Source organism: Blastococcus sp. SYSU D00820 (assembly GCF_054050695.1).
In genome coordinates this window covers 71,739-82,787 of the sequence record NZ_JBJGZW010000003.1, presented here as the reverse complement: position 1 = coordinate 82,787, position 11,049 = coordinate 71,739, and the positions used below count along the sequence as shown (strand labels likewise).

The window sequence follows — 11,049 nt, the reverse complement described above, 5'->3', positions numbered from 1 at the left end:
GTCGTGCGGGCGGTGGTTCAGGCGAGGAAGCTCGCGGGCGGGGTCGGCCCCCAGGTGTTGAGCGTCGTCTTCAGCCGGTCCTCGGGCTGCCAGCCGATCGGCGGCTGGTGCGGGTCCACGATGTGGACCATGTCGGCGAACAGCTCGATCCGCAGGCCCGAGGACGGGTCGCAGACGTAGACGAAGAGGCTGCGCCCCGGGCGGTGCCGGCCCGGCCCGTACTCGATCTTCAGCCCGTGGGCGTCCAGGTGGTCCATCATCGGCTGGTAGGCGTGCCATCCGGCGACCTCGAACCCGAGGTGGTGCACCGTGCCCCCGGCACCGGGCCGCAGCGCGACGTTGTGGTGCTCGGTGTCGGTGCGCATCCAGAACAGGTCCTGGCCGATGTACTCGGACAGGCGCAGGCCGATCACCTGCGTGAAGAAGTCGACCGACTCCGGCGGCCGGGGGCTCTTGAGGTTCACGTGCCCCATGCGCCGCGGGCGCAGGGCCGACGCGGCCGGAACGGCCACCTTCAGCCCGGAGACGTGCTCGAAGCTGAGCGTCGTGCCGCCCGGCTCGGTGATCTCCACCGCGCCGTCCGTGCGCCGCGAGGAGCCCGGCAGCCGCTCCAGCTCGCCGAGCTCCAGCTCGTCGGGAACGGCGAACACCAGGCGCTGGACGGCCAGCTCCCGGCCGGGCAGCAGCTCGATCGCGCCCTGCCCGCGACCCGAGTGGTACTCCCCCTCGCAGACGGCCAGCAGGTGCCCGTCCTGCTCCTCGATCTGCATGTGCAGGCCGGTGGCGAGGAACTGCGCGGTCGCCTCGGGGTCGGGTACGGCCACGACGATCCGCTCGACCTGGCCGGGCGCCGACCCGAGGCCTGCGGTCGCCGGCGACGGGGCGGGGCTGGACGACATGGGCGATCGCTTCCTTTCGTCGGCGCCGTGCGGAGGTCGCAGCGAGCGCGCTGGACCCTTCGGCGCATTGCGTGAGTGACGGAACGAGCGGAGTGGCGAGGAAGGGGCGCGGAACCGGTGGCGGGCCGCATCCGGGCACGATCCGGGTGCCGCGGCGGGTCGCTCGGACCCGCCGCGGACCCGGCGGTGACCTACAGGAAGACCCCCAGGTTCTTGGTCCCCAGGGAGGCCTGGTCCAGCAGGATGCGTCGCCGCGAGATGAGCAGCCGCTCACCCTCGGGACGCAGGCGGTCCTGGCGCTCTCCGACGATGAGGTCGTGGGCCCCGAGGTCTCCCCGGCTGCGGAACAGCAGGAAGTTGGTGCGGACGTCGTACTCCCCGGGCACGTCCGCGGTCCGGACCCTCAGGTTGGTGACCAGCCGGCGGGTCAGCGACGGCGGATCCTCGGCCCACGCCACGTCGGTGCGCAGCCGCTTGACGCGCAGCGCCAGCGACCCGTACGTGTCGTCGAAGTGCCCCAGCTCCTCGACGATGTCGCTGGCGGGGGTCTTCCGGTTGACCCGGATGGGAGCGAAGTACTCCACCTCCGGCGCGAAGAGCTCCAGCCACTCCTCCCACCGGCGCTCGTCCAGGCACTCGGCCTCGTGGGAGTAGAGGTCCTCGATCTGCAGCCGGACGGCGAGGTCGACGCCCGGCGCCGTCGCGGTCACGACTGCTCCTGCAGGACGAGGTCGCGCCAGACCTTGTAGTACGTCCGCCCGGCCGCCTCGCTGAACTTCCCGTCGTAGACGTCACCCGGCCCGGGGAACTCCCCCGCGGCGAGCGGCTCGGCGTGCACGCCCATCCCGTAGTGGAGCATGAACTCCTCGCCGCGGTAGAGGGCGCCGTTGGCCGTCCGCGTCTGCGCCTCCCAGTTCTCGGTGTCGTCCTGGTCGAACATGCCCGAGGAGCTGAAGGTCTGGGTGTACATGCGCTTGGCCGAGCGCTTCCACCACTCGGGCGCGTTCTTCTCGACGATGTGCCAGGACCACACCTGCATGCGGTCCGGCCCCGCCGGCTGCCAGACGCGCAGCATGGCCCCGCTCACCAGCCGGCCCTCCATCGGGATGAAGTTCGGGATGAGGAAGGAGAAGTTCGGGAACACGTTGCCGTGCATGTTCTTCAGCCGCGCCAGGGTGCGCAGCTGACCCTCGTCGAGGTTCTGCGCGTACTCGTCGGCCAGCTCCGCCGGGAAGTAGGAGTGGTCGTCCCGGTGGACCCCGACGCCCAGGCCGTGACCGTTGCCCGGGTCGACGTGGTAGCCGTCCCGGCCGAAGTCCGCGCCCTTGACCATGTCCAGCCGCGACAGGAAGGAGTGCGCCGTGGCGGTGTGGTACGCGTCGGCGGTGAAGTTCTCCGAGGGCAGCCGCCAGTTCGAGGGCACCACCCAGCGCTCCGGAACGCCCACGACCTCCATCTCGGCACGGCCGACGATGAGGTCGAGGTACCAGCGCACGTTGCCGAGGAACTCCTCCAGCGAGGGTCCGGTCTTGTCCCAGGTCGCGAAGACCAGCCCCTGGTAGACCTCGGTCCGCGCCTCGACCAGGTGGAGGGCCGCACGGTCGAGACCGCCCGGATAGGCACTGCGCTCGAACGGGGCTCCCATGAGCGTGCCCATGAAGTCGCCCTTCGAGCCGTACGTGAAGCCGTGGTACGGGCAGCGCCACATGTTCGTCTGCCCGGAGTCCTCGCAGGCGAGCTTCATGCCGCGGTGCCGGCAGGCGTTGAGGAACACCCGCACCACGTCGTCGTCCCCCCGACCGACGATGACCGACTCCTCGCCCATGGTGCGGACGACGAACGACCCCGGGTTCGGCACCTCGGACACGTGCGCCAGGAACAGCCACGTGCGGCCGAACAGCCGCTCCTTCTCCAGCTCGTAGACATCGGGGTCGCTGTACACGAACAGCGGGATCTCACCCGCTTCCGGCCTCACCGTCTTGCGGATGCGCTCGCACAGCTCTTCACGGCCGCGGAGGTCGTATCGGCTCATGTCTCCAGCACGCTTTCACTCGGTGACCCCGGAGGGTCGAACACCCGGTACCGGTCTCCTGCACGACGCCTCCTCACCCCGGGTCGCTCCCGGCCCGGCGAGTGGCGGCGCCCATCGATCACTCCACGAGGCTGATGGCCTGGACGGGGCACACCTGGACGGCCGACTCGACGCGCGCTCTGGCCTCCTCCCCGATCTCTTCGCGCAGGAGCACCGCCTTGCCGGAGTCCTCGTCGAGGTCGAACTCCTCCGGCGCCTCCATGACGCAGTTCCCGTAGGCGTTGCAGAGCGAGAGGTCGAGGTGGATCTTCATGCACTCTCCTGGGTCACCGATGGGTCGTTCCTGGTGCCGGCGCCGGCCCGGTGCGGGCCGCGCCCCTCCATGTCCGGGGTGCCACGAGCGGCTCCCGAGCGCTCTGCGGTCGGACGGTGCGCCACCATCCGCCGCCCGAGCGACGTGCTCATTGCGCACACAACGTAGCAAGATAAGCTCCCGTGTGGCAAGAGACACAGCCGTCGTCGACGGTGACGTGGGGTTGCGGACGTGGAGGGGTGCGGTGGGCCATGCCGGGACCTCGACCCTGACCGGCTGCGGTGTCGGCTCCGTGTCCACCCCGTGTCGGCCGATGGCGCGCCGTAGCGTGACGGCATCCAGGCGGTCCGGGTCGGGGCGTCCGGGGGACGGACATACGCTCTCCCCCTGCCGCGCGGTGCCCAGCCACCGGCCGCGTCCGACGCATCCCGAAGGGGAGTTCCCATGGTCTCGCCGCTGACGACGTCCGGAGACGGCGAGGCGGGCCGCTCCGGCCGGGTGCAGTCGGTGGATCGCGCCTGCCTGTTGCTCAACGCCCTCGCCGCCGACCCCACGCGCCCGAGGTCGGCGCTGGACCTCGCCCGCGAGACGGGCCTGCACCGGACGGTGGCGCACCGGCTGCTCCGCACCCTCGCGCTGAACGACCTGGTGTCCGAGGCCGGCGGCCGGTACTCGATCGGCAGCGCCGCGGCCGTCATGTCGCTGGCCTACGTCGAGCGCCTCGGCCTGCGCCAGGCCGCGCTCCCCTACGCCGTCGAGCTGCACACCTCGATCCAGGACGCGCCGTGGATCGTGTCGCTGGCCATCCCGGCCACGGACTGCGCCATCCTCATCGACCGGCTGTGGAAGCCACAGGCTCCCCTGGCCAGCCTCCTGGACCTCGGCACCCGGCTGTCCCTGACCGGCAGTGCCATCGGCCGGTGCTTCCTCGCCTACGGGCACGGCCTCGCCTCCGTGCCTGCCGACGACGAGGCGCTGCAGCGCCGGCTGGTCGCGGTGCGGGAGGCCGGCGGCGTCGACTGGTCGTCGAACGAGATCCGGCCGGGGATCAGCGCGATCGCCGCGGTCATCCGCAACCGGGACGGCGCGCCGGTGGGTGCGGTGTCCGTCTCCGGCCCCGACCTGGGACCGCACCTGTCGACCGACAGCGAGCTGGCCCAGCGGGTGCACTCGACGGCGCAGTCGGTCTCGCGCGTCCTGGTCTGACCTGCGCCGGCCGGCCACGACCCGGTGCCCGCCGTCGTCCGGCGGCACCGGGTCGTGGACCGGGGCGGTCATGGCGCTAGCTCGCGTCCTCGAGGGCCACGGTGACATCCCGGGAGCCGATCGGGGTCAGTCCCCGCGCGGTGACGAACGCGGACAGCCCCTGCCGCGCCCGGTCGGGGATGTCGGGGGTGTAGAACGGCGCGTCCCGCCTGATCAGCTCGGCGATCAGCGCGGCCTCCATGGGCGGGAAGACCCGCTCGCCCACCTCGGTCGCCAGCCCGGGATCGGCGGCCAGCGCGGTCTGGGCCCGCCGCACCGCCTGCGTCATCGCCGCGGCGGTCGCGCGGTCCTCCTCGAGCAGCCGGCGGGTCGTCATCAGCGCCGCGAACGTGTAGTCCTGGCTGCCCGGCGGCCCGTCGCCCCGGCGGGCGTCGACCACGAGCCGCCCGACGCCCTGCTGGACGGCCACCTCCGCGCCCATCCCGTTGGCCCAGAAGGCGTCGATCGTCCCCGCCTCGAGGGCCTTGGCCGCCGTCACCCCGAAGGACACGCTGCCGGCGTCGGCGCCGCGGACGGGCATGATCTCCAGCCCCGCGGCGGACGGGTCCACCCCCGCGGCCCGCAGCATCTCCACGAGCCCGAGGTCCGGCCCGGGCGCCGCGCCGATGCGGACGTCGCGCAGCGCGGCGAGGTCCCCCCGCGCGACGTCGAGGTCGCTGCGCACGACGAGGAACCAGTACATGTGCTGCGACAGGGCGCCGAGCAGGGCGATCCGGTCCCAGCCGTCGGGCAGGTGTCCCGGCGCGTGCGCCGCACCGGCGAGGAAGTGGATGTCGCCCTCGGCGAGGGCGGCGACCGCGTCGGTGACCGGGAAGCGGAGCTCCAGGTCGGCGTCGAGGCCGAGGTCGCGCGCGTAGCCCAGCTCGACCGCGGCGATGGCCGGGAAGTACGACGGCGAGACGAGGTCGGGGACGGCGATGCGCACCGGCGACCCCATCAGCGGGCGGGCGACGCGGAGTGGTACCGGACCTCGAAGGTCAGGCATCCCTCGGCCGACGTCCAGGGGCCGTGCTCCATGCCCGGGGGACGGCAGGCGTACATGCCGGCCGTGAAGGTCTCCCCGAGCCGCACGTCGGTGAAGGAGCCCTCGAGGATGTACACCTCCTCCCAGAAGTCGTGGATCTGCACGCCGTTGGGCGAGGTGTCGGTGCCCGGCTCGAAGCGCAGGATGCGGCTGGCCACGCCGCCTTCCTCGTCCCGCGAGATCACGCGCTCGGTGAGCTCGGGCACGTTGCCGGCGCACGCGGTGAACGGCACCGAGTCGACGGGGAAGAACTCGAGTTCCGGCTTGGGCATGGGCCCTCCTCCTGGACGGTCGGTCAGTCGGTGGTGACGGTGTAGGTGTGCTCGAGGACCGGGCCGTCCCCGACGGCCAGCCGGAGGCGCCAGGTCCGCCCGTAGACGAACTGGCCGCCGAGCAGCGGGAGCGTGCCGCCCAGGACGACCAGGTCCGAGTCGTCGTCGGGCCCCAGCGTCTCGAACAGCCGGGTCAGGACGTCCCCGGGCGGGCGCAGGCCGGTCAGGGCGCCCTCCTGGTAGACCGTCCCGTCGACCCAGCTGGTGGCCGTGAGGGCGTCGAAGTCGCCGTCGAAGCCACCGGCGAGCACGTCGCCGGGCAGCGGCACGAGGACCGGAGCGACCGGCTTGACGCAGGCGGCCTTGGACTCGTGGACGTCCCGCTGCTCGACCAGCCGGTCGGTGTGGTCGGAGCCCACGCCGAGGTACCAGCGGCCGCCGAGGCGCGCGTACACCGGCTCCACCTCACCCGCGGTCTGCGTGCCGCCGACCGACACCTGCGCCTCGGTGGTGAGCAGGGCGGGGTCCAGCTCGTAGAACATCGGGACCGTGGGGGGCGGGGCGATCCCCTGCTCGGCCAGCTCGTCGATGTGGTGCTGCACCGCGGCGCGGTCGCGGCCGGTGTAGCCGGCGATGACCAGCCGCTGCGGTGCCGCCGAGATCCGCTCGGTCGTCCCGGCCACCTCGAACTCGACCTGCGCGCTCATGCCCGTGCCCCTTCCGGCGTCGGTGACGCCTGCGATCCGTAGGCCCCGGGCAGCGCCCCGGACCGCCTGCGCCGGTCACCCAGGACGGGGAACTCCCCGCGGATGTCGGCCACCACCTGCAGGTCGACGGGGACGACGGCGACCTGCTCGTCGGCACCGGCCTCGAACAGCACCGACCCCCACGGGTCGACGACCCGGCTGTGGCCGGCGAGCTGCACGTCGCCGGCCTGCGTGCCGGCGCTGTTGCACGCCACGACGAAGACCTGCTCCTCCACGGCGCGGCAGCTGGTGAACAACCGCCAGTGCTCCAGCCGGCGCATCGGCCAGGCCGCGGGCACGACCACCAGCTCGGCCCCGAGGTCGACCAGGTCGCGCCACAGCTCGGGAAAGCGGAGGTCGTAGCAGGTCGTGGTGCCCACCGCCCCCAGGCGGTCGGTCCGGCGGACGCCGACCGCGTCCCCCGGCGTCAGCAGCTGGGCCTCCAGCGACTGGTAGCCGAAGACGTGGATCTTCCGGTACGTGAGCGCGAGCTCGCCCTGCGGGTCCACCAGCACCGCCGTGTTGAACAGCCGGTCCCCCTCGCCGCGCTCGACGATGCTGCCGAGGTGGACGAAGCAGCCGCGCTCCCGGGCCGTGGCCCGCGCCAGCTCGACCGTCGGGCCGGCGAGGGTCTCCGCCCGCTGCGGGTACTGCTCGAAGGAGAAGTAGCCCGCGGCCCACAGCTCCGGCAGGACGATCAGGTCGACGTCCGGCAGCGTCGCCAGGAGCTCGCCGACCCGCTCGCGGCGTCGCTCCGGCGACTCCTCCGGCGGGCTCGAGACCTGCGCGAGACCGATGTCCATACAGCTCCCCTCGATTCGGGTGCGGTCGGGCCCGTCAGCGGGGAACCGCGACGTACTTCGTGCTGAGGTACTCCTGGATGCCGGCCCGGCCGCCCTCGCGACCGATCCCGGACTCCTTGACTCCCCCGAAGGGCGCCGCGGCGTTCGAGACGATCCCCTGGTTCAGACCGACCATGCCGACGTCCAGCGCCTCGGTCACCCGCAGGCCCCGCGCCAGGTTCTCGGTGAAGACGTAGGCCACCAGGCCGTACTCGGTGGCGTTCGCCCAGGCGACGGCCTCCTCCTCGGTGTCGAACGCGACGATCGGCGCGACCGGACCGAAGACCTCCTCGTGCATCAGCCGCGAGTCGGTGCTGACGTCGGTGAGGACCGTGGGCTGGAAGAACCAGCCGGGGCTGTCGGGCACGGGGCCCCCACCCGCGAGGACGCGGGCCCCGCGGGCCACCGCGTCGTCGACCAGGCCGGCGACCTTCTGCACCGACTCCTCGTCGATCAGCGGACCGACCTGCGTCCCCTCGTCCAGGCCGTGCCCCAGCCGCAGGCTGCCCAGGCGCTCGGCCAGCCGGCGGGCGAACTCGTCGGCGACCTCACGGGCGACGTACATGCGGTTGCTGGAGGTGCAGGCCTCCCCCATGTTGCGCATCTTGGCCAGGACCGCGCCCTCGACCGCGCGGTCGAGATCGGCGTCGGCGAACACGAGGAAGGGGGCGTTGCCGCCGAGCTCCATCGAGGTGCGCACCACCTTCGTCGCGCACTGGGCGAGCAGCACCTTGCCCACCGCGGTGGACCCGGTGAAGGAGAGCTTGCGGATCCGGCCGTCCTCGAGCAGCGGCCGGGTGACCTCCCCCGACGTGGTGGTCGTGACGACGTTGAGGACGCCCGGCGGGAGACCGCAGTCCTGCAGCACCTGGGCGAACAGCAGCGTCGTGAGCGGGGTGAGCTCCGGCGGCTTGATCACCGAGGTGCAGCCCGCGGCCAGCGCCGGGGCGATCTTCCGCGTGGCCATGGCCAGGGGGAAGTTCCACGGCGTGATGAGCATGCACGGGCCCACCGGACGGCTCGTGACGAGCAGCCGGCTGGCGCCGTTGGGGGCCTGCATGTACCCGCCGTCGATCCGCACGGCCTCCTCGGAGAACCACCGGAGGAAGTCGACGGCGTAGTCGAGCTCGGCGTGCGCCTCGGCGAGGGGCTTGCCCATCTCCAGGGTCATCAGCGTCGCGAACTCGTCGCGCCGGGCGAGGGTGGTGTCGTACGCCGCCCGCAGGATGTCCGCGCGCACCCGCGGCGGGGTGTCCGCCCACGAGTCCTGGGCCGCGGCGGCGGCGTCCAGGGCCGCCATGCCCTCCGCGGGGTCGCCGTCGGCGACCTGGACCAGTTCCTCCCCGGTCGCCGGGTCGTGCACGGCGAAGGTGCCGCGCGCGGCCGGCCGCCACTCCCCGTCGATCAGGAGCCCGCGGGGAACGGCCTCCAGCACCTTGCGCACCGTCGCGTCGTCGCGCGTCACCGAGGACCTCCTGTCAGCACCGCGCCGTTGGCCGGCGCCTTGAGTCGGACCAGCTCGCCGAGCTCGCGCCCGTGTCCGCCGAGGCGGGCGACGTCGAGGACCGCGCGGGCCAGCGCGAGGTCCTGCAGGGCCGTGCCCACGGACTTGAACGTGAGGAGGTCCCGGTCGGGCTCCCGGCGCAGCAGGCCCGGGTCGCGGGCCAGCCGGGACACCGCCACCAGACGGCCGGGGTCCAGGTCGCCGTCGGCGCAGCCGGCGATGATGTCGCCGGACTCGGCCAGGACCTGCGTCGGGTCGTCGACGACGACCGTCGCGCTGCGCAGCATCGTCGTCCGGTCGAGCTCCCGGAGGTCGGGGCGGGTCGAGCCGATGGACAGCACCGTGGTGCCGCGGCGCAGGGCGGCACCGTCGAGCACGGGCTGCGTCGCCTTCGTCGCGAGGACGACGACCTCGGCGTCGGCCACCGCGTCGTCGACACCGGCGGCCGGCTGCACGGCGAGGCCCAGTTCCTGGGACATGCGGTCGGCGAAGGCCGCGCGCCGCTCGGGCGACGGGCTGTACACCTGCACCGAGTCGAGGGACCACATCCGGGCCAGTGCGCGCAGGTGGCCCTCGGCCTCGAAGCCGGAGCCGACGACGGCCAGCCGTCGCGGCGGCGCCTCGACCATCAGCTCGGCTGCCACCGCGGTGTAGGTGGCCGTGCGCAGCCGGGTCAGCTCGTCGGCGTCGAAGATCCCGAGGAGCTCGCCCGACGCGACGCTGTACAGGAGGACGACGTAGCGGTTCCCGACCCCCCGGACCAGCGTCATGATCTTGAGACCCATGACGTCGTCGAGGACGGCCGGCATCGTCCGGATGAAGCCCGTCGCGCTGGGCACGTCGATGCGCGGGGGCAGCTGGGTCCGGCCGGCCGTCTCCGCCTCGAGCGCGAAGCGGGCCGCGCCCCGGCAGACGTCGTCGGTCGCGAGGGTCCGGATGTCCCCTCCGTCCAGGAACAGGGTCATGCCGGGAACCGGCCGGTGTAGAACTGCTCGTCGTCCTCCGGGAGGTCGTAGCCGGACGCGGCCAGGCCGGCGCGCAGCGCCTTCATCTGCGGGGGGAGCAGGCGCATCTGCGGCATGCGCAGCAGCCCGCCGTTGTACCCCTGGAGGTAGCTCAGGTACTTCCAGCCGTTGCGGTGGATGAGGTTGGCGCCGGCGAAGGTGGCGTGGAAGGCGCCCTTGGCGTCGCGCGCGGCCTGGTAGCTCCAGAACACCTCCATCGCCTCGTCCCACTTGCCCTCCCGCAGGAGGTTCATCCAGCGGGGGACGCGGTCGCCGAACGACTCGTAGGCGCTGGTGCCGATCCACTGGACGCCGAGGCGGTCGACGGTCAGCGGGCCGTACTGCTCCATGGGGTTCTCGACGAGGACGTGCTCGCCCACCCGGCGGTGCACGTCGACGAGGGCACTGAGCGACGCGGAGCCGCCGGCCTCGTACTTCAGCGCCGCGGCGGTGTCGAGCTTGGCCATCTCCTCGATCGCCTCGGCCGGGAAGCCGGTCGGGTCCAGGTGCTTGAAGCCCCACGTCATGACCGCGAACAGGATGAGCGCGAGGTCCGTGCTCTCCGAGACGTGCCGGGTGTGCTCGACGATCTCCTGGGCCGTCTTCGGGCGGAAGGACGGCGGGTAGGACAGCAGCGCGGCCTCGAACCCCAGCGCGGTGGCCGCGTCGGCGGCGCGGAGGGACTCCTCGACGGTGGAGAACGAGAGGTGCGCGACGAGCTTGAAGTCGTCGGGCGCCGCCTCCTTGGCGATCTCCATGAACTCGACGTACTCGTCGGTGGTCGTGCCGCTCTCGGAGGCGACCAGCGTGCCCCAGAAGCCGTGCTCGGCAGCCCGTCGCACGTCGTGGGCGATGCCCTCGCGGTTGAGGGCGGAGAAGTCGGCCGTGAAGGAGGGCAGCGTGACGTTGCAGGCGCCGTGCCACTGTTCGCGGGCGCGGTCCTTGACCTCGGCGCGCGTGTAGGGAAGTGCCATGGGGAATCTCCTGATGACGACGTGTCCGGACGATCTGGGGCTGCTGCTCACGGGGAGGCTGCGGTCACCGCTCCGGTGACCGCGACGCGGAGACGACACCCGCCGGCCGAGCCCCGGCACCGTGCCATGTGGCAACTGTATGCACTTGGCCTCTCGCTGGCAAGGGTGAGAAG

Annotated in this window: 12 protein-coding genes; 1 reads left to right on the top strand and 11 read right to left on the bottom strand. The window is 72.7% G+C overall.

The window, feature by feature from the left end; genetic code table 11:
* Positions 1-17 precede the first annotated feature (17 nt).
* The 4 genes from ACI79R_RS05855 to ACI79R_RS05840 form a co-directional block, all read right to left on the bottom strand.
* On the bottom strand, positions 18-899 hold the full coding sequence (locus ACI79R_RS05855; RefSeq protein ID WP_456572642.1) for a VOC family protein: 882 nt from the start codon (positions 897-899) through the stop codon (positions 18-20).
* Between the two features lie 191 nt (positions 900-1,090).
* Positions 1,091-1,609, bottom strand: coding sequence for an aromatic-ring-hydroxylating dioxygenase subunit beta (locus ACI79R_RS05850; RefSeq protein ID WP_456572641.1), 519 nt, complete (start codon positions 1,607-1,609; stop codon positions 1,091-1,093).
* Positions 1,606-2,931: an aromatic ring-hydroxylating oxygenase subunit alpha gene (locus tag ACI79R_RS05845; protein ID WP_456572640.1), complete on the bottom strand. Its 1,326-nt coding sequence runs from the start codon at positions 2,929-2,931 to the stop codon at positions 1,606-1,608. The genes ACI79R_RS05850 and ACI79R_RS05845 overlap by 4 nt, the downstream gene beginning before the upstream one ends.
* Before the next feature lie 118 nt (positions 2,932-3,049).
* Positions 3,050-3,244, bottom strand: a complete 195-nt coding sequence (locus ACI79R_RS05840) for a ferredoxin (protein WP_456572639.1) — start codon at positions 3,242-3,244, stop codon at positions 3,050-3,052.
* A 444-nt stretch (positions 3,245-3,688) separates the two neighbouring features.
* Here ACI79R_RS05840 and ACI79R_RS05835 point away from each other — a divergent pair, with 444 nt between their 5' ends.
* Positions 3,689-4,450, top strand: coding sequence for an IclR family transcriptional regulator (locus tag ACI79R_RS05835; protein WP_456572638.1), 762 nt, complete (start codon positions 3,689-3,691; stop codon positions 4,448-4,450).
* Between the two features lie 76 nt (positions 4,451-4,526).
* On the opposite strand, the gene ACI79R_RS05830 is transcribed toward ACI79R_RS05835, so the two are convergent.
* The 7 genes from ACI79R_RS05830 to ACI79R_RS05800 are packed head-to-tail and all read right to left on the bottom strand — an operon-like array spanning position 4,527 to position 10,876.
* Positions 4,527-5,435: an ABC transporter substrate-binding protein gene (locus ACI79R_RS05830; protein ID WP_456572637.1), complete on the bottom strand. Its 909-nt coding sequence runs from the start codon at positions 5,433-5,435 to the stop codon at positions 4,527-4,529.
* Positions 5,436-5,446: 11 nt separating this feature from the next.
* Positions 5,447-5,806, bottom strand: a complete 360-nt coding sequence (locus ACI79R_RS05825) for a cupin domain-containing protein (RefSeq protein WP_456572636.1) — start codon at positions 5,804-5,806, stop codon at positions 5,447-5,449.
* Between the two features lie 23 nt (positions 5,807-5,829).
* Positions 5,830-6,513, bottom strand: a complete 684-nt coding sequence (locus ACI79R_RS05820) for a DUF2848 family protein (RefSeq protein WP_456572635.1) — start codon at positions 6,511-6,513, stop codon at positions 5,830-5,832.
* Positions 6,510-7,355, bottom strand: a complete 846-nt coding sequence (locus ACI79R_RS05815; protein ID WP_456572634.1) for a carbon-nitrogen family hydrolase — start codon at positions 7,353-7,355, stop codon at positions 6,510-6,512. The genes ACI79R_RS05820 and ACI79R_RS05815 overlap by 4 nt, the downstream gene beginning before the upstream one ends.
* A 34-nt stretch (positions 7,356-7,389) precedes the next feature.
* A complete protein-coding gene (locus ACI79R_RS05810) occupies positions 7,390-8,859 on the bottom strand; it encodes an NAD-dependent succinate-semialdehyde dehydrogenase (protein WP_456572633.1) in 1,470 nt (489 codons plus the stop codon).
* A complete protein-coding gene (locus ACI79R_RS05805; protein WP_456572632.1) occupies positions 8,856-9,863 on the bottom strand; it encodes an ornithine cyclodeaminase family protein in 1,008 nt (335 codons plus the stop codon). The genes ACI79R_RS05810 and ACI79R_RS05805 overlap by 4 nt, the downstream gene beginning before the upstream one ends.
* Positions 9,860-10,876, bottom strand: a complete 1,017-nt coding sequence (locus ACI79R_RS05800) for a dihydrodipicolinate synthase family protein (RefSeq protein ID WP_456572631.1) — start codon at positions 10,874-10,876, stop codon at positions 9,860-9,862. The genes ACI79R_RS05805 and ACI79R_RS05800 overlap by 4 nt, the downstream gene beginning before the upstream one ends.
* Between the last annotated feature and the right edge of the window lie 173 nt (positions 10,877-11,049).